Annotated in this window: 23 protein-coding genes, 1 tRNA gene and 1 pseudogene; 10 read left to right on the top strand and 15 right to left on the bottom strand. The window is 71.4% G+C overall.

What is annotated here, in order from left to right; translation table 11 throughout:
- Nucleotides 1–41 precede the first annotated feature (41 nt).
- The 6 genes and pseudogenes from AB0M99_RS32030 to AB0M99_RS32005 all read left to right on the top strand — a co-directional run bounded on the left by AB0M99_RS32030 (nucleotide 42) and on the right by AB0M99_RS32005 (nucleotide 4248).
- Nucleotides 42–731: a response regulator transcription factor gene (locus tag AB0M99_RS32030; RefSeq protein ID WP_365926690.1), complete on the top strand. Its 690-nt coding sequence runs from the start codon at nucleotides 42–44 to the stop codon at nucleotides 729–731.
- A complete protein-coding gene (locus tag AB0M99_RS32025) occupies nucleotides 728–2095 on the top strand; it encodes a HAMP domain-containing sensor histidine kinase (protein WP_365926688.1) in 1368 nt (455 codons plus the stop codon). The genes AB0M99_RS32030 and AB0M99_RS32025 overlap by 4 nt, the downstream gene beginning before the upstream one ends.
- A 183-nt stretch (nucleotides 2096–2278) precedes the next feature.
- Nucleotides 2279–2443 (top strand): DUF5993 family protein, encoded by a 165-nt coding sequence (locus AB0M99_RS32020; RefSeq protein WP_365926686.1) that lies wholly within the window; start codon nucleotides 2279–2281, stop codon nucleotides 2441–2443.
- A gap of 10 nt (nucleotides 2444–2453) precedes the next feature.
- Nucleotides 2454–3101, top strand: coding sequence for a disulfide bond formation protein B (locus AB0M99_RS32015; RefSeq protein ID WP_365926711.1), 648 nt, complete (start codon nucleotides 2454–2456; stop codon nucleotides 3099–3101).
- 70 nt (nucleotides 3102–3171) lie between these two features.
- Nucleotides 3172–3833 (top strand): annotated as a pseudogene (locus AB0M99_RS32010) (NAD(P)-binding domain-containing protein).
- Between the two features lie 115 nt (nucleotides 3834–3948).
- Entirely contained in the window at nucleotides 3949–4248 is a 300-nt protein-coding gene (locus AB0M99_RS32005) for a hypothetical protein (RefSeq protein ID WP_365926684.1), read from the top strand.
- Here AB0M99_RS32005 and AB0M99_RS32000 read toward each other — a convergent pair.
- Nucleotides 4193–5479 (bottom strand): MFS transporter, encoded by a 1287-nt coding sequence (locus AB0M99_RS32000; protein WP_365926682.1) that lies wholly within the window; start codon nucleotides 5477–5479, stop codon nucleotides 4193–4195. The two genes, AB0M99_RS32005 and AB0M99_RS32000, sit on opposite strands and share 56 nt — an antisense overlap.
- 107 nt (nucleotides 5480–5586) lie before the next feature.
- Entirely contained in the window at nucleotides 5587–6135 is a 549-nt protein-coding gene (locus AB0M99_RS31995) for a MarR family transcriptional regulator (protein WP_365926680.1), read from the bottom strand.
- 93 nt (nucleotides 6136–6228) lie between these two features.
- Here AB0M99_RS31995 and AB0M99_RS31990 point away from each other — a divergent pair, with 93 nt between their 5' ends.
- Complete coding sequence (locus AB0M99_RS31990; protein ID WP_365926678.1) at nucleotides 6229–7053, top strand: NAD(P)H-binding protein; 825 nt, start codon at nucleotides 6229–6231, stop codon at nucleotides 7051–7053.
- An 88-nt stretch (nucleotides 7054–7141) separates the two neighbouring features.
- Here AB0M99_RS31990 and AB0M99_RS31985 read toward each other — a convergent pair.
- The 4 genes from AB0M99_RS31985 to AB0M99_RS31970 form a co-directional block, all read right to left on the bottom strand.
- Nucleotides 7142–7214 (bottom strand) — tRNA-His (locus AB0M99_RS31985).
- 96 nt (nucleotides 7215–7310) lie between these two features.
- Nucleotides 7311–7913, bottom strand: coding sequence for an oligoribonuclease (orn, locus tag AB0M99_RS31980; protein ID WP_266577198.1), 603 nt, complete (start codon nucleotides 7911–7913; stop codon nucleotides 7311–7313).
- An 82-nt stretch (nucleotides 7914–7995) separates the two neighbouring features.
- Nucleotides 7996–9168 (bottom strand): helix-turn-helix domain-containing protein, encoded by a 1173-nt coding sequence (locus tag AB0M99_RS31975; RefSeq protein ID WP_365926676.1) that lies wholly within the window; start codon nucleotides 9166–9168, stop codon nucleotides 7996–7998.
- Nucleotides 9169–9542: 374 nt separating this feature from the next.
- Nucleotides 9543–9863, bottom strand: coding sequence for a hypothetical protein (locus AB0M99_RS31970; protein WP_365926709.1), 321 nt, complete (start codon nucleotides 9861–9863; stop codon nucleotides 9543–9545).
- 422 nt (nucleotides 9864–10285) lie between these two features.
- Between AB0M99_RS31970 and AB0M99_RS31965 the strand changes: the two genes are divergently transcribed.
- The gene (locus AB0M99_RS31965) at nucleotides 10286–10816 is read left to right on the top strand and encodes a universal stress protein (RefSeq protein WP_365926674.1); all 531 of its coding nucleotides are present in this window, start codon (nucleotides 10286–10288) and stop codon (nucleotides 10814–10816) included.
- Nucleotides 10817–10915: 99 nt separating this feature from the next.
- On the top strand, nucleotides 10916–11485 hold the full coding sequence (locus tag AB0M99_RS31960) for a GPR1/FUN34/YaaH family transporter (RefSeq protein ID WP_365926672.1): 570 nt from the start codon (nucleotides 10916–10918) through the stop codon (nucleotides 11483–11485).
- A 74-nt stretch (nucleotides 11486–11559) separates the two neighbouring features.
- Here the strand turns inward: AB0M99_RS31960 and glmS are convergent, their stop codons facing one another.
- From glmS to AB0M99_RS31945, 3 genes are all read right to left on the bottom strand, one after another.
- Nucleotides 11560–13377, bottom strand: a complete 1818-nt coding sequence (gene glmS, locus AB0M99_RS31955) for a glutamine--fructose-6-phosphate transaminase (isomerizing) (RefSeq protein WP_365926670.1) — start codon at nucleotides 13375–13377, stop codon at nucleotides 11560–11562.
- 74 nt (nucleotides 13378–13451) lie between these two features.
- Nucleotides 13452–13727 (bottom strand): hypothetical protein, encoded by a 276-nt coding sequence (locus AB0M99_RS31950; protein WP_365926668.1) that lies wholly within the window; start codon nucleotides 13725–13727, stop codon nucleotides 13452–13454.
- 107 nt (nucleotides 13728–13834) lie between these two features.
- On the bottom strand, nucleotides 13835–14770 hold the full coding sequence (locus AB0M99_RS31945) for a DUF4429 domain-containing protein (RefSeq protein ID WP_365926666.1): 936 nt from the start codon (nucleotides 14768–14770) through the stop codon (nucleotides 13835–13837).
- A 63-nt stretch (nucleotides 14771–14833) separates the two neighbouring features.
- Here AB0M99_RS31945 and AB0M99_RS31940 point away from each other — a divergent pair, with 63 nt between their 5' ends.
- A complete protein-coding gene (locus AB0M99_RS31940; protein ID WP_365926664.1) occupies nucleotides 14834–16426 on the top strand; it encodes a beta-N-acetylhexosaminidase in 1593 nt (530 codons plus the stop codon).
- 78 nt (nucleotides 16427–16504) lie between these two features.
- Here the strand turns inward: AB0M99_RS31940 and AB0M99_RS31935 are convergent, their stop codons facing one another.
- The 6 genes from AB0M99_RS31935 to AB0M99_RS31910 all read right to left on the bottom strand — a co-directional run bounded on the left by AB0M99_RS31935 (nucleotide 16505) and on the right by AB0M99_RS31910 (nucleotide 23835).
- A complete protein-coding gene (locus AB0M99_RS31935; protein ID WP_365926662.1) occupies nucleotides 16505–18286 on the bottom strand; it encodes an IucA/IucC family siderophore biosynthesis protein in 1782 nt (593 codons plus the stop codon).
- Nucleotides 18283–18870 carry a GNAT family N-acetyltransferase gene (locus AB0M99_RS31930; RefSeq protein ID WP_365926660.1) on the bottom strand — a complete coding sequence of 196 codons (588 nt, stop codon included), beginning with the start codon at nucleotides 18868–18870 and terminating at the stop codon, nucleotides 18283–18285. Before AB0M99_RS31930 ends, AB0M99_RS31935 begins: the two co-directional genes overlap by 4 nt.
- Nucleotides 18867–20168 carry a SidA/IucD/PvdA family monooxygenase gene (locus AB0M99_RS31925; protein ID WP_365926658.1) on the bottom strand — a complete coding sequence of 434 codons (1302 nt, stop codon included), beginning with the start codon at nucleotides 20166–20168 and terminating at the stop codon, nucleotides 18867–18869. Before AB0M99_RS31925 ends, AB0M99_RS31930 begins: the two co-directional genes overlap by 4 nt.
- Nucleotides 20152–21642 carry an aspartate aminotransferase family protein gene (locus tag AB0M99_RS31920; RefSeq protein WP_365926656.1) on the bottom strand — a complete coding sequence of 497 codons (1491 nt, stop codon included), beginning with the start codon at nucleotides 21640–21642 and terminating at the stop codon, nucleotides 20152–20154. The genes AB0M99_RS31925 and AB0M99_RS31920 overlap by 17 nt, the downstream gene beginning before the upstream one ends.
- A 184-nt stretch (nucleotides 21643–21826) precedes the next feature.
- Complete coding sequence (locus AB0M99_RS31915) at nucleotides 21827–22729, bottom strand: siderophore-interacting protein (protein WP_365926654.1); 903 nt, start codon at nucleotides 22727–22729, stop codon at nucleotides 21827–21829.
- A gap of 68 nt (nucleotides 22730–22797) precedes the next feature.
- Entirely contained in the window at nucleotides 22798–23835 is a 1038-nt protein-coding gene (locus tag AB0M99_RS31910) for an ABC transporter substrate-binding protein (RefSeq protein ID WP_365926652.1), read from the bottom strand.
- Between the last annotated feature and the right edge of the window lie 35 nt (nucleotides 23836–23870).

Genomic DNA, 23870 nt, shown 5'->3' with positions numbered 1-23870 from the left:
GACCCCTCCCGGGGTCGCCCGAATGGACTACGGTGCGGGCCATGGCAAGTGTGCTCGTGGTCGAGGACGACCAGTTCGTACGTTCCGCCCTCATCCGGCACCTCACCGAGGCCTCGCACACCGTGCGGAGCGTCGGCACGGCCCTGGAGGCGCTGCGCGAGGTCGCGCACCACCGCTTCGACGTGGTCATCCTCGACCTCGGACTGCCCGACCTGGACGGGTCGGAGGCGCTGAAGATGCTGCGCGGCATCACCGACGTACCCGTGATCATCGCGACCGCGCGCGACGACGAGGCGGAGATCGTGCGGCTGCTGAACGACGGCGCCGACGACTACCTGACGAAACCGTTCTCCGTGGAACACCTGTCCGCCCGGATGGCCGCCGTCCTGCGCCGCGCCCGCTCCGCCGCCGGGGCCGAACCGCCCTCCCGCGTCCTGCGCGTCGGCGGCCTCGCCATCGACCCGCTGCGCCGCCAGGCCGAGCTGGACGGGGCCGTGCTGGACCTCACCCGCCGGGAGTTCGACCTGCTGGCCTTCCTCGCCGGGCGGCCCGGCGTGGTCGTCGCCCGGCGCGAGCTGCTCGCCGAGGTCTGGCAGCAGTCGTACGGGGACGACCAGACCATCGACGTGCACCTGTCCTGGCTGCGCCGCAAGCTCGGCGAGACCGCCGCCAGCCCGCGCTACCTGCACACGCTGCGGGGAGTAGGGGTCAAGCTGGAGCCGCCGCTGTGAGATGGGCGCTGGTCAAGGTCTGCCTCGCGGTCACGGCCATGGTGGTCGTGGCCTTCGCCGTGCCGCTCGGGCTGGTCGTCCAGGAGATGGCCAGCGACCGGGCCATCTCCAACGCCGAGCGGCAGGCCGCCACCATCGGGCCGACCCTGTCGATCACCACCGACCCGGCGCAGCTGCGCAAGGCGGTGGAGACCACGCAGATGGGCGCCGCCCGGCGGATGGCGGTGCACGTGCCCGCCATCGGCGACAGCGCGCCCGTCGACATCGGCACCGGCTGGGCCGGCGAGCACGCGGTGGCGGAGACCCGTCGGATCGGGCGCGCCACGACGGCCTCCGTGGCGGGCGGCGGCTCGGCGCTGCTCCAGCCGACCGCGCTCGGGTCCGGGGACATCGCGGTGGTGGAGATCTACGTGCCGGAGAGCGAGGTCAGCAACGGCGTCGCGACCGCCTGGGTGGTGCTCGCGGGCGTCGGGCTCGCGTTGATCGTGGGCTCCGTGGCGGTCGCGGACCGGCTCGGCGCCCGCCTGGTGCGCCCGGCGGAGCGGCTCGCGGACGCCGCGCACCAGCTGGGCGAGGGCAGGCTCGGGGCGCGGGTCCCGGAGGACGGACCGAAGGAACTCCGATCCGCGGCCGTCGCGTTCAACTCCATGGCGGACCAGGTGGTGGAACTCCTGGCCAATGAGCGGGAGCTGGCCGCCGACCTCTCGCACCGGCTGCGGACGCCGCTGACGGTGCTGCGGCTCAACACGGCCTCGCTCGGGGACGGCCCGGCGGCCGAACAGACCCGGGCGGCGGTCGAGCAGCTGGAGCGCGAGGTCGACACGATCATCCGTACCGCCCGCGAACAGCGCGCGCCCGCCGCCGCGGGCGCCGGCGGGGGAGCGGGCTGCGACGCCTCGGAGGTGATCCGCGACCGGATGGCGTTCTGGTCGGCGCTGGCCGAGGACGAGGGCCGCGAGGTACGGCTCGCGGGCGTCGACCGTACGGTACGGATCCCCGTGGCCCGGCCGGAGTTGGCGGCCGCCCTCGACGCCATGCTGGGCAACGTCTTCCGGCACACCCCCGAGGGCACCCCCTTCGCGGTGGACGTGCACGACGCGGGGGACGCCGTCATCGTCCTCGTGTCGGACGCGGGGCCCGGCATCGATGACCCGGACGCGGCACTGCGGCGCGGCAACGACGGCGGACGCACCGGTTCCACGGGACTCGGCCTGGACATCGTGCGCCGGGTCGCGGAGTCCACGGGCGGCGACGTCCGGCTGGGCCGGTCGGTACTGGGCGGGACCGAGGTCCGGGTGTGGATCGCGCTCGACGGCCGGGACCGGGGTGCCCGGCGCAGCAGGCGCAAGCGGCGCGGCAACTGAGCGTCCCGCGGTCCGCACGGGCCGCACGGGCCGCCCGGCGTCGCGCACGGGCCGCCCGCACGGACCTGCCGTGCGCCGACCGCCGGCCGGCGGGCCCCCGCTGACCGGCAACCGGCGTACACGAGCGGTCCTCGGGGGCGCGCCTGGCCGGTCGCACGCCCTCGTCTCGGTACGGTCCGCGCCATGGACACCCTCATCTTCGGCGGCCTCCTCGCCACGCTGATCGCGATGTACCGGGACTCCTCCCGGATGGTCGTTCTCGGGGCCTGGTGGGTCATGCTCGTCGCCGTGATCCTGCTGATGGCGCACCACATCACCAGCAGTCTCGCCCTCAACCTGAGCTACTGACGTGGCCGCGATGCGGGGCCTCCTCCAGGAGGCGCAGCCGGACGGCGGGCTGCTGGGGCGCGTCCAGTACTGGTTCGCGTGCGTCTTCGCGATCGGCTGGACGGGGGTCGTGTGCGGCGGGCTCTTCTACCAGTTCGGGCTGTGGGAGTACCCGTGCCCGCTCTGCATCGTGCAGCGGATGTTCATGCTGCTCGCGGCGATGGGGGCGGCCCACATCATCCGCACGGCCCTGACGCACGGCTCGGTGACCGGCCGCGACTACATGATGGGCTGGGGGCTGGCCCTGGTCGCCGTGATCGCGGGCTCGTTCGCCTCGTGGCGCCAGACGATGCTGCACATCCTGCCGGGCGACAAGGGATACGGGAGCGAAGTGCTCGGCCTGCACCTGTACGTGTGGGCGTGGATCCTCTTCCAGGCCTCGGTCGTCGCGGTCGGCATCGTCATGGCCTTCGCCCACGCGACGGCGGACCGCGCCGTTCCGGCGAGCGGCCCGGGTCCGTACCGCACGGTGGGGCTGATCGCGCTGTGGTTCCTCGGACTGGTCATCGCGGTGAACGTGGTGGCCGTGTTCTTCGAGGAGGGCTTCAGCTGGTTCCTGCCCGACGACCCCACGCGCTACGAACTCCCGTACGACATCGGGATCCTGGACCGCACGTAACGGAGGCCACGCGCGGCATACCGTACGGGGTGGTTGTTGTTCACGCCCCTCGAACGGAACGGAACTGATCATGCGTTACGCAGTCCTCGGCACCGGGATCGTCGGCCGGACGGTGGCCGCCCGGCTCGCGTCCCTGGACCACGAGGTGCTCATCGGCACCCGCGACCCCGAGGCCACCCTCGCCCGCGCGGAGTACGCCGACTGGGCGGCCGAGCACCCGCAGGTGGGCCTGGCCGCCTTCCCGGAGGCCGCACGTCGGGGGAGATATTCGTCAACGCCACCCGCGGGCGGGTCAGCATCGCCGCCCTGGAGGAGGCCGAGGCCGAGCACCTCGACGGCAAGGCCCTGATCGACATCGCGAACCCGCTGGACTTCTCGAACGGGTTCCCGCCGTCCCTGGACCCGGTGGACACCGACAGCCTGGGCGAGCTGATCCAGCGGAGCTTCCCGGGGCTGCGGGTGGTCAAGACGCTGAACACGATGAACTGCCAGATCATGGTGGATCCGGCCCGGCTCCCGGGCGATCACCACGTCTTCCTGTCGGGCGAGGACGCGGACGCCAAGAAGGCCGTGCGCGAGCTGCTGTACTCGTTCGGCTGGCCGGAGGCGAGCGTCCTCGACCTCGGAGGCATCGGGACGGCGCGCGGCACGGAGATGCTCCTGCCCATCTGGCTGCGGCTGATGGGCAGCCTCGGCCACACCGAGTTCAATTTCCACGTCCGGGGCGCCTGACCCGCTCCTGCGGCTTCCGGCGGTCCGGCCGTCCGTCCGTCCGCCCGGACGGGGGCGCAAATGTTGCCGCGCCCCCGTCCCGCGCCGAACGTGGGCGTGACGGAAGGAGCCATGCATGAGAGTCATGCTCAGGGCCCACTTGGACACGGCCGCCAGCAACGAGGGCATCAAGTCCGGAGCCCTGCCCCAGTCGATCAAGAAGCTGATGGAGAAGGTCAAGCCGGAGGCGGCCTACTTCGGGCTGCACGAGGGCGTGCGCTCCTGTTGGATCGTCTTCGACCTCCAGGACAGCTCGCAGATGCCCCCGCTGATGGAGGACCTCTTCCTGCAGTTCAACGCCGAGCTGGAAGTCGGTCCCGTCATGAACGCCGAGGACCTGGCGAAGGGCCTGGCGGCGATGTCCGCGTCGCCGTAGCAGCGCCCGCCGTAGTCCTGGAGGCCGCCGGCGCCAGCAGTGCGGAGACGGCGGCGGCCGCGCAGGAGACGGCGAAGGCGGCCCGATGGCCGTACGCGGCCGCCAGCGGCCCGGCGGCGGCCGCCGCCAGGGCCTGGCCGACGATCAGCCCGCTGCCGAGCACGGTCATGGCCTCGCCCATCCGCTCCGCCGGACCGGCCCGTTCCACCAGGCCGAACAGCGCGATCAGGTGCGGGGCCACGGCCAGTCCGATCCCCGCGACGGCGAGGGCCGCGCCCCACAGTCCCGACACCGCCAGCAGCGGCAGGGTCAGCACCGCCTGGGCCGCGATGGTCCACCGCAGCCGCACGCCCAGGTCCGCCGTCCCGGGCCGGGCCACCGTCACGAAGCCGGCGACCGAGCTGGTCACGGCCATCGCCGACCACACCAGCCCCGCCGCGCCCGGCTCGCCGACCTCCTCGGCCAGCGCGTTGACCCCGGTGTTGGCCCCGCTCCAGGCGGCCCCCTGGAGTACGGCCATCGCGAACAGCAGGGCGAGCCCCGGCGACCACAGCCGTACGCCGCCCCGCGCGCCCGTGGCGCCGGAGGCCGGGCCCGGCGCCGTGGGATGCAGCGCGAAGAGCGTCCCGGACACCAGGATCAGCCCGGCCGCGAGCACGAGCGCCGACGCGGGGTGCACGGTCACCGCGAGGATCCCGGCCAGCGCGGGCCCCACCACGAACCCGGCCTCGTCGAGGGTGGTGTCGAAGGACAGGGCGGACCCGACGAGCGCCTTGTCGTCCCCGGCGAGCCGCGCCCAGCGGGCCCGCGCGAGCGGGCCCACCTGCGGGACGGTGAGCCCGGCGGCGACGGCCAGGGCGATCAGGGCGGGCAGCGACAGCCCGCCCAGGACGGCCGCGACGAGTGCGGCGAGGGCCGCCGCGTTCGCCGCGCAGGCGACGAGCAGTACGGGGCGGTGCCCGCGGCGGTCGGCGAGCCGGCCGATGACCGGGCCGCCGAGTGCCTGGCCGAGCCAGAGCGCGGCGGCGACGGTTCCGGCGTCGCCGATGCCCTCGCGCTCGTTGATGAGCAGGAGCGTCCCGATGGGGCAGAGCGCGGCGGGCAGCCGGGCGAGGAACGCGTGGAAGGGGAGAGCGCGTCCGCCGAGTGCGAGCACTCCGCGCAGGCCCGTGGGCGCGGGTCGGGGCGCGGGTCGGGGCGCGGGTATGGGTGTGGGCTTGGGCACGGTCATGCGTGGACAACCTCCAGCCGCGCGCCGACCCACCCGTTTCTCCGGCGCGCACCGTTGCCCGTTGCCCGGGACCGTAGGCGCGGAACCGGGCGTTCGGAAGCCCTGTCTCAGGGGCCGGCCGCGGCGGGGTCGCCGGGATCGCCGGGATCGCCGGGATCGCCGGGGGCGCCCGAGGCCAGCCGCTTGGCCTGGGCCCGGCCGACCTCGGCGGCGCGGTGCAGGTAGTCGCCGATGACGGCGAGCTCGCTGTCGGAGTAGCCCTCCAGCACGGCGCCGAAGGCCCGGCCGGGGGTGTCCCAGGCGGCGCCGATCCGCGCGCGGGCCGCCGGGGAGAGCGCGACGAGGGAGCGGCGGCGGTCGTTCGGGTCGGACTGCCGCTCGACGACTCCGGCCTTGACCAGGCGGTCGACGAGGCGGGTGGCGGAACCGGAGGTCAGGCCGGTGAGGCGGGCGATGTCGCCGGTGCTCACGGGGCCGGGCTCCAGGTCGAGGAGGCCCACGCACTGGAGGTCGGTGGGGTGCAGGCCGAGGTGGTCGGCCATGGCCTGGCTGAAGAGCGAGTAGTCGGCGTAGTGCCGCTGGCTCTCGGTGACGATCCGCGCGAGCAGCTCGGCGCGGCTCCACTGATCACCCGAACGAGGGGAATCGGTTGACATCGGCTTCTCCGTGCTCCAAATTTATCTGTGTGACGCAGAGAGTGTGTCACAAAGAATCTGTGCCACGTATTCAGTCTAGAACAGGAAGACGCCATGTCGAAGATCCTCGTCACCGGCGGCCGCGGCGCCATCGCCCGCGGCCTCACCTCCCTCCTCGAAGCCCACGGCATCCCGTACCGCCTCGCATCCCGCGAGCCGGACCATCCGGACACCGTGCACTGCGACCTCGGCGACCCCGCCACCTTCCCCGGCGCCCTCGCCGGTGTCCGCTCCGTCTTCCTGTACGCGGAGGCCTCCGGCATCGAGGCCTTCGTCAAGGAGGCCGTCGCCGCGGGCGTCGAGCACATCGTGCTCCTGTCCTCCTCCTCGGTCCTCGCCCCCGACGCCGCCGACAGTCCGCTCGCCGCCGGCCACCTCGCGGTCGAGGAAGTCCTGCTGGCCTCCCCGCTGCGCACCACGCTGCTGCGACCCGGGGCCTTCGCGGGCAACGCCCTCGGCTGGGCCTGGTCGCTGAAGTCCGGCCGCCCGGTCCACCTGCCCTACCCGGGCTCCTACGGCGACCCGGTCCAGGAGAGCGACATCGCCGAGGCTGCCTTCGCGGTCCTCACGGACCCGGCCCTCGCCGGCCGCGCGTACACCCTGACCGGACCGCAGTCGCTGACGTTCCAGACGCAACTGGCCATACTCGGCGGCGTCCTCGGCCGCCCCATACCCTTCGGGACCGTCTCCCGCGAGCAGTGGAAGTCCGAGGTCGACGGCTACATACCCGGCCCGTACGCCGAGGCGCTGCTCGACTACTGGGCCGCCGGGGACGGCCTGCCGGTCGAGCTCACGGACGCGGTCGAGCGGCTCACCGGGCACCCGGCCCGCTCCTTCGACGCCTGGTGCGAGGACCACGCCGAAGCGTTCGCCGCGTAGTGGCGGGGGAGGGTCGTGGGGGCCGGGGGTCGTGCCCGCACATGCGAAAGGCCCCGGTCCGCTTTCGCGTACCGAGGCCTTCATGCAGGGTGAGTGACGGGACTTGAACCCGCGGCCACCTGGACCACAACCAGGTGCTCTACCAACTGAGCTACACCCACCATGTCCGGTCGGAGAACCGACCGGCCGAAGAAAAGGGTACAGGGTCCGGGAGGGTGCTCGCTCCCCCCTTTGTCCGCGCCCGTCTCCGGTGTGTCCTACTCGCCCGCGACCACGTGCTTGGCGGCGATGGTCCGCGCCGTGTCCGAGTCGGGCCCGGGCTGCGGCACGAAGACGGCCTCCCGGTAGTAGCGCAGCTCGGCGATGGACTCCTTGATGTCCGCGAGCGCCCGGTGGTTGCCGTTCTTCGGCGGACTGTTGAAGTACGCCCGGGGGTACCAGCGGCGCGCCAGCTCCTTGACCGAGGACACGTCCACGATCCGGTAGTGCAGGTAGCCCTCCAGCGCGGCCATGTCGCGCAGCAGGAAGCCGCGGTCGGTGCCGACCGAGTTTCCGCAGAGCGGGGCCTTGCGGGGCTCCTTGACGTGTTCCCGTACGTACGCCAGGACCTGGGCCTCGGCATCCGCGAGGGTGGTCCCGCCGGCCAGCTCGTCGAGCAGGCCGGAGGCGGTGTGCATCTCGCGCACCACGTCGGGCATGGTCTCCAGGGCCGCGTCCGGCGGGCGGATCACAATGTCCACGCCTTCGCCGAGCACGTTGAGCTCCGAGTCGGTGACCAGTGCGGCCACCTCGATAAGTGCGTCGTCCGTCAGCGAGAGCCCGGTCATCTCGCAGTCGATCCACACCATGCGATCGTTCATGCGTCCCACCTTATGCGGAAGGTCCCTCACATCGGTGCCGTACCGATGTGAGGGACCTTCCGCCAGGCAGTACCCGTCGGGGCTACGCGTGCTCGCGCAGGACCCGGCCGGGGGCGTACAGCTCCGTGACCGAGGGGCCGGCCGCGGCCAGGGCCGCCGCCGTCCGCTGGGGCTGCGGAGTGCGCTGGTGCGGAACCGCGCTCTCCTGGATCTGGGACACCTGAGCCACATCGGCCTGCGGGCGGCGAGCCCGGTAGGCCGAGCGGTAGGCGGCCGGGGAGGAGCCCAGCTGGCGCCGGAAGTGCCCGCGCAGCGCGACCGGCGAGCGGAACCCGCAGCGCCCGGCGACCTCGTCGACCGAGTAGTCGGAGGTCTCCAGCAGCCGCTGTGCCTGGAGTACCCGCTGGGTGATCAGCCACTGGAGCGGCGCGCTGCCGGTGAGCGAGCGGAATCGCCGGTCGAAGGTGCGCCTGCTCATGTAGGCGCGCGCCGCCAGCGTCTCCACGTCGAACTGCTCGTGGAGGTGTTCAAGTGCCCAGGCGACGACCTCGGCCAGCGGGTCGGCGCCGATCTCCTCCGGCAGCGACCGGTCGAGGTAGCGCTCCTGGCCGCCCGTGCGGCGCGGCGGGACGACGAGTCGGCGGGCCAGAGCCCCGGCCGCCTCGCTGCCGTGGTCCGTGCGCACGATGTGCAGGCACAGGTCGATTCCGGCCGCGGTGCCCGCGGACGTCAGCACGTCGCCGTCGTCGACGAACAGCTCGCGCGGATCGACATGGACGGACGGGTAGCGCTTGGCCAGCGTCGGCGCGTACATCCAGTGCGTCGTCGCGGGCCGGCCGTCGAGCAGACCGGCGGCGGCGAGCACGAAGGCTCCCGTGCACAGTCCGACGATCCGGGCACCCTCCTCGTGCGCCAGACGCAGTGCGTCGAGCGCCTCCGGCGGCGGCGGTGAAGTGATGGAACGCCATGCGGGCACGACGACCGTGCCTGCCCGGGCGATCGCCTCCAACCCGTACGGCGCGGTCAGTTCGAGTCCGCCGGTGGTCCGCAGCGGACCGTCCTCCCCGGCGCACACGAGCAGTCGATAGCGTGGAACTCCCGCGTCCTGCCGGTCAATGCCGAACACGGAAAGTGGAATGGAGCTCTCGAAGATCGGTCCGCCGCTGAACAGCAGCACCGCGACGATCTCCCGGCGGCGACGCCCTGCGAGCTTCCGGCCGGCGTCCGCGACGACGGCGGTGGAATCCTGGCTCATGGCTAAGCCCCCCTTGGGTGTCGCGACTCCTTGGTCTGGTCGCACCTGCACGTTTCCCCTCGGCCTTGCACGTGGATCCCCCGCCGTAAATACATGATCGAATCTACTGCGTCCCGTGGTGTCGGCGTGACAAGTTCAGCACGCAGCGCTATGTCGACTTGGCAACTTGGCGAAAAGCATTCGATCAGGAAGCGTTCCACTCCGCTACCTGGGTGGGAAGCGCGCAGGTTGGTCATGGCCAGTACCCATAGGGTCATGGAGCCCCTCGGCCTCTGTCGTCGCTGGTGGTAGGGGGGGTGGGTGGACATTCCGGCAAGGGGGCCACCCTGCCGGGAAGTTGGCTGAAAACGTGCGGGTGTGGGTGTGCGAACCGGTCAGTCGTGGGGGGACATCGCGCCGGAACCGTGGCAACCGCGGTGGGTTCCGGCCCCGCCGCGCGAGTGCCGGCCCCGGTGAGCGGTCGGAAGCCGGTCCTCCGCCAGCACCCGGGCGGCGGCCCGCTCCACCTTCTCCGAGTGGCGCAGCAGCACCCGGCAGGCCGCCGTGACGGCCGCCAGCCCCAGGGTCGCCACCGCCGCCCCGCCGAAGGACGTCCCGTAGACCACCAGGACGACGGGAACGAGCAGGCAGCTGAAGGCGGCCCAGCGCACCACGTCACCCGCAGGGTCGTCGTGGGGGCGCCCGGCGGAGTGCACGGACGAGTGAAGGGGCGGCGGCGGCGTGTGGACGGACTGCGTCGGCTGAGCGGGCTGGACGGGGTGAACCGGATGGCCGGGCACGGCGTGCTCCCTGCGGGCTCTTCCTGGACGGTCGGACTCGTGTCCAACGCCGGGCGGCGGGGCTCGGTCACTGCGCGCACGGGTGGCGCGTACCCGGCGGGCGGGCGGCTCGTCACTGGCTGTAGGGGGCAGCGGCCATTGCCAACGGGGCCGCGCTCCGTCATGCTCCCTGGGACGCTCTCCAGAGGCGGCAAGCCCTGTGCAGGACAGGAGTGTCGCCGTACCCTGGTGGGTACGGGCTTGGGAAGATGCTTCCCGGACAGAGCACCGTCACCCTGAGTCGCCGATTTCGCCCCGCCCCTGTCCCTTCCCCCGAGGACTCCTTCGCCGAGACATCCATGGCCGGTCACGAATTCTCCGAACCCGCGGACCGCAAGCGCAAACGCCTCGCCGATCCTGAATCGGCCGACCTGCGCGCGGTGGAACAGCCACGCCATCCCTGCGACCCGGCCTTCCGGCACGGCGTGGTGGTGGGATTCGACGGATCCACGTCCAGTGAGAGAGCCCTCGCCTACGCGATCGGGATGGCCCGCCGCTCCGGCTCCGGTCTGATCATCGTCCATGTCGCGAACCGACTCCCCACCACGATGTGGGCCGGCTGCGAGCCGCCCGTCTTCGTCGACGTGCCGGACCACCGCACCGAGGTCCTGGGGCTGGAGCTGGCCTGCGCGGACTATCTGGCCGAGGTGCCGTGGATCCTGGTCGAGCGGGGCGGTGACATCTGCCACGAGCTGGAGGAGGTCGGCCGGGAGTACTCGGCCGACGCCATCGTGGTCGGCTCCACGCACGGGATCGTCGGCCGGATCTTCGGCTCGGTGGCGGGCCGGCTCGCCAAGCGGGCACAGCGACCCGTTGTTGTCATTCCGTAACCCGCTGTACTTCGATAGTGCGGTTGTGAACCCCCTTGTAAAGGGTAGATAAATGCTGCTGGGACGCAGCAAACAACTGCAGATCGAAGGGAGCCCGCCGTGGACAATGGTGTCTCTGCGGGAAGCACGGCCTCGACTTCGACCCTCGGGAACATCGCCCTGGGTCTCACCCTTCTCGCGTTCGGTATCGGCCACACCGGGATCATCGACGGCGTGACCGCTGCCAACTCCGTGTCGCTCGCGACCTACGTCGGCGGCCTGGCCCTGTTCGTCCTCGGAATCCTCGAGTTCCGCGGCGGCAACGGCTTCAACGGCACGGCGTTCGCGGGCCTCGGTGCCTTCTGGTTCACCTGGGCCTCGGGCGCCGACGGAAAGGTTTCGGCAGACGCTGCCGGAATGTTCCTCGTCCTCTTCGCGATGCTCGCGCTGACCCTCACCGCGGGCGCGTCGGGCGGACTGTTCGGGCAGGGCGTGTACGCGCTGTTCACCCTCTCCCTCGTGCTCCTCGCGATAGGCGCCTTCGCCGAGAGCGACGGGCTGGGCAAGGCCGCGGGCTGGGTGGCCGCGGTCTCCGGGCTGCTGGCCTGGTACGGCGCCACCGCGGCGCTGGCGCACTGGCCCACGGCGCTGGGCAAGGCCTCCGGTCGCGGTGCGGTCGCCGCGAGCTGAGGAAAGCGACGGCGAGCCACGACAGAACGGCCCCCGGGGGGATCCCCGGGGGCCGTTCCGTCGTGCCGTGCGGTCTACTCGACCGTGACCGACTTCGCCAGGTTGCGCGGCTTGTCGATGTCCCGGCCCATGGCCAGGGCCGTGTGGTAGGCCAGCAGCTGGAGCGGGATGCCCATCAGGATCGGGTCCAGCTCGTCCTCGTTCTTGGGCACGATGATCGTGTGGTCGGCCTTCTCCTGCTCGCGGTGGGCCACCGCCAGGATCCGACCGCTGCGGGCCTTGATCTCCTCAAGGGCCGCGCGGTTCTTCTCCAGCAGGTCGTCGTCCGGGACGATCGCGACCGTCGGCATCGCCGGCTCGATGAGCGCGAGCGGGCCGTGCTTGAGCTCGGAGGCCGGGTAGGCCTCGGCGTGGATGTAGGAGATCTCCTTCAGCTTCAGGGAGGCCTCCAGGGCCACCGGGTAGCCGCGCACCCGGCCGATGAACATCATCGACTTCGCCTCGGCGTACTCGGCCGCGAGCTTCTTGATGTCCTCCTCGCCGTCGAGGATCTCCTGGATCTGGGCGGGCAGCTTGCGCAGGCCCTCGATGATCCGCTTGCCGTCGGTGACCGACAGGTCCCGGATCCGGCCCAGGTGCACGGCCAGCAGCGCGAAGGCCACGACCGTGTTGGTGAAGCACTTGGTGGAGACGACGCAGACCTCGGGGCCGGCGTGCACGTACACGCCGCCGTCGGCCTCGCGGGCGATCGCGGAGCCGACCACGTTGACGACGCCGAGGACGCGGGCGCCCTTGCGCTTGAGCTCCTGGACGGCCGCGAGCACGTCGTAGGTCTCACCGGACTGTGAGACCGCGATGTAGAGGGTGTCGGGGTCCACGACCGGGTTGCGGTAGCGGAACTCGGAGGCCGGCTCGGCGTCCGCGGGGATGCGGGCCATGCCCTCGATGAGGCCGGCGCCGATCAGACCCGCGTGGTACGAGGTGCCGCAGCCCAGGATCTTGACCCGGCGGATGCCGCGCGCCTCGCGCGGGTCCAGGTTCAGCCCGCCCAGGTGCACGGTGTTGAAGCGGTCGTCGATCCGGCCGCGCAGCACGCGGTCGACCGCGTCGGGCTGCTCGGAGATCTCCTTGTGCATGTACGTGTCGTGGCCGCCCATGTCGTAGGAGGCGGCCTCCCACTCCACGGTCTCCGGGGTGGCGTTGGTCGTCGTACCGCCGGTGGTGTAGGTGCGGAAGTCGTCGGCCTTGAGGGTGGCCATCTCACCGTCGTTCAGGGTGACGACCTGGCGGGTGTGGGCGATCAGCGCCGCGACGTCGGAGGCGACGAGCATCTCCTTCTCGCCGATGCCGAGGATGACCGGCGAGCCGTTGCGGGCGACGACGATGCGGTCGGCGAAGTCGGCGTGCATGACGGCGATGCCGTAGGTGCCGTCGATCACCTTGAGGGCCTCGCGGACCTTCTCCTCCAGGGTGTCGGCCTGGGAGCGGGCGATCAGGTGGGTGATGACCTCGGTGTCGGTCTCCGAGACGAAGACGACCCCGTCGGCTTCGAGCTTGGCGCGCAGCTCGGAGGCGTTGTCGACGATGCCGTTGTGGACGACGGCGACCTTGTTCTCGGGGTCGAGGTGCGGGTGCGAGTTGATGTCGCTCGGGGCGCCGTGGGTGGCCCAGCGGGTGTGCGCGATGCCGGTGGTGCCGGCGAACCGCTTGGGGACGCGGGCCTCCAGGTCGCGGACGCGCCCCTTGGCCTTGACCATCTTGAGCGCGCCGGACTTCGGGCTGTTGACGACGATGCCCGCGGAGTCGTACCCGCGGTACTCCAGCCGCTGCAGGCCTTCCAGCAGCAGCGGAGCCACGTCGCGCTTGCCGATGTAACCCACGATTCCGCACATAAGGTGTTACCCCTCCTGAGGTTCGTCTGTTCTCGTCCGCCGGAGCCCGGCCGATCGGGCCGGGTCGGGTCGGGTCAGCCGTAAACGATGCGGCGCAACTGCCGGAGCGAGAGCTCCGGGGGCGCCACGGCGCGGTGCGGCAGTTCCACCGCGATCCGCTCGAAGATCTCGGTGTTGACCGCGCCGCCGGACTGCAGTTCGCGGTGGCGGCGGCGGACGAAGTCCTCGGTCTTCTCGTCGAAGTACGCGAGCACGTCGAGCACCACCCGGGCGGCCTCGCCCCGCTGGAGCGAGGTGGTCCGGACCAGGTGGTCCACAAGATCGTCATGCGACGGGCGGCGGTCGAGCATCCGTCGATACTGACGGTCCGCGGCCAGGAACGCAAAGATCCTGCCCGATTCCGGGCAGGATCTCGCTGGTCTGGACCAGAGGAATGGTTAATTCCGGTCAAGCATGATCAGAAACGGCCCAAAATCGCCGCCTTGGCCGTACTGAACTCCTCGGCGGTCAGCACCCCGGCCCGGTGCAGCTCACCGAGCTCGCGCAACCGCCGCAGCAGGGCGTCGTGATCCACGGCTTCCGCCGCAGAGCCCGCGCCCGACGGCGCCCCGGGCGCGGGCGGGAGCGGGAGCGCGGGGGCCGCGGCAGCGGGCGCGAGGGCCGGCGCGGGCTCCGGCGCCGCCGCGGCGGCCGCCGGGTGGGGCATCCGCAGCGCCACGGCCGCCGCGACCAGCGCCATCAGCGGGTCCTTCTTGAAGCCGTACAGCTCCACCGCGCACGGGTCGTACTTCGGCGGGGGCGAGGAAGCCGGGGCGCCCGCCAGGGTGAAGCGGATCCACCCGTTCTCCAGCCCCCGCGACGGGTACCACTCCACCGCCCGCACATCCGCGAGCCGGAACTCGCGCGGCCCCCCGGAGCGCTTGGCCTCCTCCGTCGTCCAGTTCCACTCCAGGGCCACCCGGTCCCCGTCGAAGGCCACCGTCCCGTCGCCCGCGCCCACCGTGATCGGCACGGCCGGCCCGGGCAGGAGGTAGGAGTCCGACGGGCCGGGGTCCACCTGGTCCAGCAGCAGGGCGTTGCGCACCTCGTCCACGAAGTACTCCGCGACCCCGGCCCGGTCCGAGTCCACCGCCAGCCGGTACGGATCCGAGGCCTCGGGCAGCCGCCCCGCCGTGACCTGGAGGAGGGGGTCGGCCCCGTCACGCAGCCGCAGCCGCAACCGCCCCGCCTTGCGCCCCGGTTCGTAGCTGATCCCCGCCAGCGCCCGCAGGGGCACGGCCACTTCGCCCAGGGTCTGGCGCAGCAGTCCCACTCCCTTGTCGCGGCCCGGCACGATGCGCACCGTGTCCCCGTCGAAGGTCCATGTGCCGTCCTTCTGGATGATTTCCGCCATCCCGCGATTCTCGCACCGGCCCGGACGGGTGAGTCTGCCGCGAGTTGCCCTATACCTGGGCGCATGAGAGTCCTGCGACGCACGCTCGGCGCCCTCCTCGCCCTCAGTACCGTCCCCGCCTTCGCCACGGCCTGCACCGCCGCTCACGGCGACGACGCGAAACCCGGCGACGCACGGCCCGCCGTCCTCGCCCCGTACGAACGGCTCCTGCCGGCGCCGGTCTCCGCCCGCGCCGAAGGCCCCGGGTACGCCTTCGGGCCGGGCACGGTGATCCGTACCGGCCTGGGCGGGGACGAGGAGGTCCGGCAGATCGGCGAGCTGCTCGCGGAGCAGCTGAGGGGCCCCAGCGGGCTGCCGCTGCCCGTGGTCGACGGGGCGGAGGGGGACGGGGTCCGGCTGCGGCTCGACGAGGAGGCCGAGGGGGTCGGGGACGAGGGCTACCGGCTGGAGTCCGGCCCGACCGGGGTCACCCTCACCGCACGCACGCCCGCCGGGCTCTTCCACGCGGGCCAGACGCTGCGCCAGCTCCTGCCGGTGGCCGGGCCGGGGACGGTGCCCGGCGGGACCGTCACCGACGCGCCGCGCTTCGCGTACCGGGGCGTGATGGTCGACGTGGCGCGGCACTTCTTCTCGGTGGAGCAGGTCAAGCGGTACGTGGACCAGCTCGCCCAGTACAAGGTCAACACCCTGCACGTGCACCTGACCGACGACCAGGGCTGGCGCCTCGCGATCGACGGCTGGCCGCGGCTCGCGGAGTACGGCGGCGCCAGCGAGGTCGGCGGCGGGGCGGGCGGGTACTGGACGAAGGACGAGTACCGGTCCCTCGTCGAGTACGCCGGGGAGCGGTACGTGGACGTGGTGCCCGAGATCGACATGCCGGGGCACGTGAACGCGGCGCAGGCCTCGTACGCGGACCTGAACTGCGACGGCAAGGCGCGCGAGCGCTACACCGGGATCAAGGTCGGCTTCAGCTCGCTGTGCGTGGCGAAGGAGCGGACGTACGAGTTCATCGACGAGGTGCTCGGCGAGGTCGCGGAGCTCACCCCGGGCCGCTACCTCCACATCGGCGGCGACGAGGCGCACTCGACGCCCGCGGCGGACTACGCGGCGTTCATGGACCGGGCCCAGGAGGTGGTGGGCAAGCACGGGAAGACGGTGGTCGCCTGGCACCAGCTGGCCACGGCGCGGCCGGCCGAGGGCGCGGTGCTGCAGTACTGGGGCCACGACCGGACGGCGGCGCCGGAGAAGGCGGCGGTGGCCGCGGCGGCGAAGGCGGGGCACCGGCTGATCCTGTCGCCGGCGGACCGGCTGTACCTGGACATGAAGTACGACGCGGCGACGAAGCCCGGGCTGGCCTGGGCGGGGTACGTCCCGGTCCGGCGGGCCTACGACTGGAACCCGGGCGCCTACCTGCCCGGTGTCGCGGAGGCGGCCGTACTCGGCGTCGAGGCACCGCTGTGGACGGAGACGATCGGGACCCGGCCGGACCTGGAGTACATGGCCTTCCCCAGGGTCCTGGGCCTGGCGGAACTGGGCTGGTCCCCGGCCGGGTCGCACCGCTGGGAGGCGTACCGCCAGCGGCTGGCGGCGCAGGGGCCGCGGCTGGACGCGCAGGACGTCAACTACCACCGGGCCCCGGACGTGCCCTGGGGGTAGCGGGTGGCGAGCAGTGACCGTGCGAAGAGGTGCGGGCGGCCCCCGAGGGACCGGGACGGGAGCCGCCCGCGCTTCTTGCTACCGCCGCGCGAAGGGCGCGACGGGGTTCTTGAGGGTGCCGATCAGCTGGAGGGCCGCGGCCGGGTCGGCGAGGTCGACCATCTGCTTGTTGTTCCGCAGCTGGAGGCGGTTGAGGCAGGACAGCTGGAACTCCTCGGCGAACAGGTCGTAGCGGGCGAAGCGGTCCGCCAGGGCGGGGAGCGAGTCCTGGTAGTCGTGGGCGCAGTCCGCCACCGCCTGCCAGAAGGTCGACTCCTCGCAGATGCCCTCGGTCACCAGGATCGAGCCGAGGAAGCGGAAGAAGCAGTCGAACACGTCCGTGAAGACGGACAGCAGCTTCATGTCCTCCGGGATGTCCGCCCGGACCCGCTCGACCGCGGGCGGCAGGACCGCGTCCGGGTCCATGACGACGATCTCCTCGGCGATGTCCTTGAAGATCGCCCGCTTCACCACGCCGTTCTCGATGACGAGGATCGTGTTCTCGCCGTGCGGCATGTACGCGAGGTCGTACTGGTAGAAGCAGTGCAGGAGGGGCAGCAGGTACGCCCTCAGGTACGGCTTCAGCCACTCGGCCGGGGTCAGGCCCGACTCCGCGATCAGCGCGCCGACGAAGGAGTTGCCCTCCGAGTCCACGTGGAGGAGCGAGGCCATCGTCGCGAGGCGCTCGTCCCCGCGCAGCGACTCCACCGGGGACTCGCGCCACAGGGCGGCGAGCATCTTGCGGTAGGGGGAGTAGCGGTCCGTGGCGCGCTCGTACTGGCGGTGGTGGTAGCCGATCGCCGCGCGCTCGCGGATGATCGAGAAGTCCACCGACCGCAGGACCTCGTCGCCCTCGATCAGCTGGTGGAGCCAGTCGTTGATGGCCGGGGTGGCCTCCATGTACGCGGCCGACAGGCCCCGCATGAAGCCCATGTTGAGGACGGAGATGGCCGTCTTCACGTAGTGCTTGGTCGGCGTGGTCGTGTTGAAGAACGTACGGATCGACTGCTGCGCCAGGTACGCGTCCTCGCCCTCGCCCAGCAGGACGAGGCGGCGGTTGGCGATCTCGGCGGCGAAGGTGACCGCGGTCTTGTTCCACCACTGCCAGGGGTGGACCGGCAGCAGGTGGTAGTCCGCCAGGTCGAGGCCGAGGGAGGCCATCTTCGCGGAGAAGGCCGTGAGGGCGGCCTCGCCGAGCTCCCCGCGGATGAAGGAGTCGTGGTCCAGGCCCGCGCCCGCCGTGAAGGTGGAGACGTCCTTGTGGGCCGCCACCCACACCAGGTGGACCGGGCTCGCCGTCTCCGGGGCGTACGAGAGGTACTCGTGCACGCCGAAGCCGAGGCGGCCGTTGTTCGCCACGAAGCAGGGGTGGCCCTCGGTCATGCCGGTCTCGATGTCCTGGAAGGAGGACTTCGCCAGGACCGACGAGGGGATCTGCGGCTTCGTGTACTTGTAGCCCGTGCCGGCCAGGGTGGAGGAGATCTCCTCCAGGTAGACCGGCAGGACCTCCGCGCTCAGGCCCAGGGACTCGCGCAGCTCGATGTGGAAGTCGAGGGCGTCCAGCGGCAGCTCGGCGCCGTCCCGGTGGCGGGTGACGGACGACTCGTCCACCGACCAGTGGTCCAGGGCGTGCAGCACGGCCGTGAAGCGGTACTCCACCGTGCCGTCGTCGCTGGCGACCGAGTAGCGGTCCTCGCCGAGCGGCTTCGGGGTGAGCAGGCGCTCGTGGGAGAACTCCGACAGGGCCTTGCGGACCAGCGCGCGGTTCGCGCGGGCCCACAGCTCGGGGGAGAGGTGGGAGACGGCGTCGGCGAGGCTCATATCGAGACCCCCGTCGTGATGCCGGTGGCGGCCTCGAACTGGGCGCGCGTGCAGAAGCTGAGCAGGGCGACCTTCTCGGGCTTCTGGACCGGGCCGTCGGGGACGAAGCCGACGGCCTCGTTCAGGGCGTGCACGGCGGTGTTGCGGACGTCCGGCTCGACGACGACGCGCTCGGTCGTGGGGTCGGCGAACAGGGACGCCATCACCGTGGTGATCACCGCGCGGGTGAAGCCGCTGACGGGCCGGTCGCTCGGCGCGACGAGGAAGTGCATGCCGACGTCGCCGGGGCGGGCCTCGTACAGGCCGACCAGTTCGAGCTCGCTCGGGTCGTAGCGCTCCATCAGGAAGACCGGCTGCCCGTCGCGCAGGCCGATGAAGGCGTCGTGGTGCTCGGCGGCGCTGATCTTCATGTACTCGCGCTCGACGTCGGGCAGCGAGGCGTCCTGCATCAGCCAGAACGCGGCCTTGGGGTGCGTGACCCAGGCGTGGAGCATCTCCGCGTCGGCGAAGGGGTCCAGCGGGCGTACGGCGAACTCGCCGAGGGCCGCGTCGGTGTGGGTGAAGAGGGTTTCGGTGGTGCTCATGCGAGGGTGCCTTCCGGGGCCGCGAACTGCTGGAACGCGATGGACTTCTCGACCTTGTAGTACTCGCGGCCGAGGAGCTCTCCGATGATGTACGCGTTGCGGTACGCGGCCATGCCCAGGTCGGGCGAGGTGATGGAGTGGTTGTGGACCGTGCCGTTCTGGAGGAACACGCCGCGGCCGGTGGTGTCGATGCTGTAGTTGCGGGCGGCGTCGGGGCGCCCGTGGCCGTCGAAGTTCAGCCGGTCGCGCACGGGGTCCAGGAACCCCGGGACGCTGTACTTGTAGCCGGTGGCCAGGACCAGGCCCTCGGTGGTGAGCGAGAAGTCGCGCTCCTGCTCCTCCTGGCGCAGCCCCAGGGTGTAGGCACCCGTGGTGGTGTCGTACGCCGCGGAGTTCAGGGAGGTGTTGGTCAGCAGGGTGGTCGGGACGGGGCCCGGGCTGCTGATCTTCTTCTGGTAGAGCAGGTCGAAGATCGCGTTGATCAGCTCGCCGTCGATGCCCTTGAAGAGGTTCTTCTGCTGGGTCTCCAGGCGGTAGCGGGTGTCCTCGGGGAGGGCGTGGAAGTAGTCCACGTACTCCGGGGAGGTCATCTCCAGCGTCAGCTTGGTGTACTCCAACGGGAAGAACCGCGGGGAGCGGGTGACCCAGTTGAGCTGGTAGCCGTGGACGTCGATCTCCGACAGGAGGTCGTAGTAGATCTCCGCCGCGCTCTGGCCGGAGCCGACCAGGGTGATCGACTTCTTCCGCTGGAGCTCCGCCTTGTTCTGCATGTAGGCGGAGTTGTGGGTGAGGTCGCCGCCCACGTTCGCGCACGCCTCGGGGACGAAGGGCGGGGTGCCGGTGCCCAGGACCAGGCGGCGCGCCCGGTGGGTCTGCCCCTTGTCCGTGTGGACCTCGTACAGGCCGGCCTGCTCGTCGTAGGTGACCTCGGTGACGGAGGTGGAGTACAGAACGTTGTCGAGGCGGTCGGCGGCCCAGCGGCAGTAGTCGTTGTACTCGGCCCGCAGCGGGTAGAAGTTCTCCCGGATGTAGAAGGAGTACAGCCGGTCCTTGTCCTTCAGGTAGTTCAGGAAGGAGAAGGGCGAGGTCGGGTCGGCGAGGGTGACCAGGTCCGACATGAACGGCGTCTGCAGGTGTGCGCCGTCCAGGAACATCCCGGCGTGCCACTCGAAGTGCGGCTTCGACTCGATGAAGAGCCCGTCGAGCTCGTCGATCGGCGCGGTCAGGCAGGCGAGTCCCAGGTTGAACGGACCGAGGCCGATGCCGATGAAGTCGTGGGGCTCAGTGGTGGACGGCAAGGGATTCTCCCAGGAACTGCTCGGCGTGTGCGGCGAGGAGGTCGAGGACGGCCGTGATGTCGGACGTCGTGGTCTGCGGGTTGAGGAGGGTGAACTTCAGGTACTGCTTCCCGTCCACCTTGGTGCCGGCGACGACGGCCTCGCCCGAGGCGAACAGCGCCTTGCGGGCGTGCAGGTTGGCCTCGTCGACCAGGTCGGTGCGGACCTCGCCCTCAGGCACGTAGCGGAACACCAGCGTGGAGATCTGGGGCTTGACGACGACCTCGAAGCGCGGGTCGGCGTCGATGAGGTCCCAGCCGGCGGCGGCCAGGTCGATGACCTCGTCGAAGAGCGAGCCGATGCCGTCGGCGCCCATGACGCGCAGGGTCATCCAGAGCTTGAGCGCGTCGAAGCGGCGCGTGGTCTGGATGGACTTGTCCACCTGGTTGGGGATCCGCTCCTCGGCCATCCGGCGCGGGTTGAGGTAGTCCGCGTGGTACGTGGCGTGCTTGAGGGTGTCGCGGTCCCGGACCAGCATCGCGCTGGAGCTGACGGGCTGGAAGAAGGACTTGTGGTAGTCGACCGTGACCGAGTCGGCGCGCTCGATGCCGTCGAGGAGGTGCCGGCGGGTGGGGGAGGCCAGCAGACCGCAGCCGTACGCGGCGTCCACGTGCATCCAGGCGGAGTGCTCGTCGGCCAGGCGGGCGATCTCGGGGAGCGGGTCGATGGACCCGAAGTCGGTGGTGCCGGCGGTGGCGACGACGGCCATCGGGAAGAGGCCCTCGGTGGCGCACTCCTCCAGCTCCAGGGCGAGCACCGCGGTGTCCATGCGGCGGTTGCGGTCGACCGGGACCGCGATGACGGCCTCGTAGCCCAGTCCGAGCATGGCGGCCGACTTCTTCACGCTGAAGTGGCTGGCCTCGGAGGTGAAGATGCGCAGCTTCGGGAGGAGCTCGGCCTTGGTGAGCTCGCGGCCCGCGTCCAGCTCCTTCTTCATCACGATGCGGCAGGCCTCGTCACGGGCGAGGAGGAGCGCGTGGAAGTTGGACTGGCTGCCGCCGGAGGTGAAGATGCCGTCCGCGGCGGGGCCGAGGCCGATGCGCTGGGCGGTCCAGTCGATGAGGCGGCGCTCGATGAGCGTGCCGCCGATCGACTGGTCCCAGGTGTCGAGGGAGGAGTTGACGGCCGAGAGGACGGCTTCGCCGAGCACCGCGGGGATGACGACCGGGCAGTTGAGGTGGCCCAGGTAGCGCGGGTGGTGGAAGTACACCGCGTCGCGCAGGTACACCTCTTCCAGCTCGTCGAGGACGGCGGCCGGGTCTTCGAGCGGCCGGTCCAGGTCGATCCCGGCGATGACCGGGGCGAGTTCGTCGACGGATATGCCGGTGTGCGGCCGCCGCGTGGCGGCGAGTTTCGCGGCAACACGCTCGACGCCCTCGGTGACCGAACGCCGGTAGAGGTCCGTGGTCGTCTCGTTGAGCAGATGCTGGCGCATCAACTGTCCTCCGGGCAGGGAGAGGTGGGGTGGGTGGGGGTGGGGATGCGAGGCTTAGGTTAGCCTAACCTAACTTCCATGCCAAATGGAGATGGGCCCCGGCCGGAAGCCGGGGCCCATCTCTTGAACGGTCCTGTAGTGAAAGCAGCTTGGAGCTGGAGCTGGAGCGAGGTGCTGCGTGGAGCTACAGCGCGGAGCCGGGGTCCTCGCTGGGAGCCTTGCCCGCGTACGCCTCGGCGAGGAGCTCCTCCTCGCTCGCGCCGAGCCGCCAGTAGCCGGTGAAGCGTACGGAGCGGCGGTCGACGGAACGTTCCTGCACGAAGTGCCGACGTACCGCCCGGACCGTGCCCGCCTCGCCGGCCAGCCAGACGTACGGGGCTTCGGCGGCGGGCAGTTCGGCCGTCCGGACCACGTCGAGCAGCCGCTCGGCGCGCTCCTGGCCGGTGCCCGCCTCCCGTACGACCCAGGTGATGTCCGCGTCCGCGAGCGTCGACAGCGCGAGCCGGTCGTCCGCGTGCGGGACCTCGAACCAGCCCCGGACCCGGATGCCGGCGGGGAGCCGGTCCAGGATCGCGGCGGCCGCGGGGAGCGCGGTCTCGTCCGCGTACAGGTAGAGCGCGTCGGTGTCGGCCGGCGCCTGGAAGCGCACGGACTTGTTCTCGGCGACGGCGGGGCCGATCGCCATGATCCGGCGGCCGGTGACGGCCCGCCCGGCCCAGAAGGAGGCGGGGGAGGAGTCCCCGTGCAGGACGAAGTCGATGTCGACCTCGTCCACGCCCTCGGGCGTACGGCGCTGCTCGCGCACCGTGTAGGAGCGCATCACCGGACGTTCCCCGTCGGCCATCGCGCGCCAGGCGCCGAACCAGGTGTCCTCGTCGGTGGACGGGAGCGCGGTGTGCTCCCGGTGCGGGGGCGGCAGGAAGAGCGAGAGGCTCTGGTCGTAGCCGCCCGAGCGGAAGTCCGCGAGGGACTCGCCGCCGAACGTGACCCGCAGGAACGAGTGCCCCAGGCGGCGCGTACGGAGCACTTCCATCTCGAAGAAGCGGAAGTGCGCGATCGCCGGTGCGTCGGATGCGGTGACGGTCATGCGGTGAGTCCCCCCTGGGAGTCGGTGCGGGGCTCGGGGCCGCGCGGGCCCCGAGCCGGAGCCGAGGGTCAGCTGACCTTCTTGGCGCTCTGGATGGACTTCGCGAGGTCCTCCAGGATCTGCGCGCACTTCTCGTACGAGTAGATCGGCTCGGTCACGCGCGGGATGACCTGGTTGGCCTTGACCGCGGGCAGCTCGGCCCAGGTCGGCTTGGCCTTCAGGTCGTTCGGCTGAAGGGTGCCGGTGCGGTTGTCGAGCAGGATGACGTCGGCCTTGTACTTGCCGGCGTTCTCCCAGCTGAGGCTCTCGAAGAAGCCGCCCTCGTCGAGCTTCTCCGGGATCGCGAACTCGACGCCCAGGCTCTCGAAGTACTTCAGGTCGGCCGAGGTCTTCGGGGTTGAGGCGTAGAACAGGTCCGGGGAGCCGGAGCCGACGAGCACCTTGATGCCCGGGTTGGCCTTGGTGGCCTCGCGGACCTTCGCGGCGGCGGCCTCGAAGCGGGCCTTGGCGTCCACGGTGGTCTTGGCGTTCATGTCGGCGCCGAGCGACTTGGCGAGGTCCGCGGTGCGGGCCAGCGCCTTGTCGAGGGTGGCGTCGCCGCCCACGGAGATGGCGGCGGCCGGGGCGAGGCCCGTGATCTTGTCCTTGGACTCCTCCGGGACGTACCAGAGGGTGCCGTCCCAGGTGTTGGTGACGAGGAGGTCGGGCTGGAGGGCCGCGTACTTCTCGACGTTGAACTCGCCCCAGACGTTGCCCAGGATCTCGACCTTGGAGATGTCCATCGAGCCGGCCTGCACGTCGGCCTTGCCGTCGGCGGTCTTGGTCGGGCCGAACACGCCCTTGACGTGGATGCCGTAGTCGTGGAGCGCGGCGGCCGTGCCGGTGAAGGCGACGATGTTCTTCGGCGTGGACTTGGCGGTGACGTCCTTGCCGAGGTCGTCCTTGAAGGACCACGGGCCCGAAGCGGCGGCGCCCTTGTCTTTCCCGCCGTCACCCTTCGCCGCGTCGGAGCCGCCGCACGCGGTGAGCGCCGCGACGAGGCCGAGGGCGCCGCCGGCCGCGATGAGACCGCGGCGGGAGAAGTGGGTGGATCGGGACTTGGGCATGTCGATGTCCGCTTTCGTACGTACCGGGCCGCCAC

The organism is Streptomyces sp. NPDC051183 (assembly GCF_040682455.1).
Taxonomy (GTDB): Bacteria; Actinomycetota; Actinomycetes; order Streptomycetales; family Streptomycetaceae; genus Streptomyces.
The sequence above is the reverse complement of the archived record's forward strand: the minus strand, read 5'-3'. Positions and strand labels throughout refer to the sequence as shown.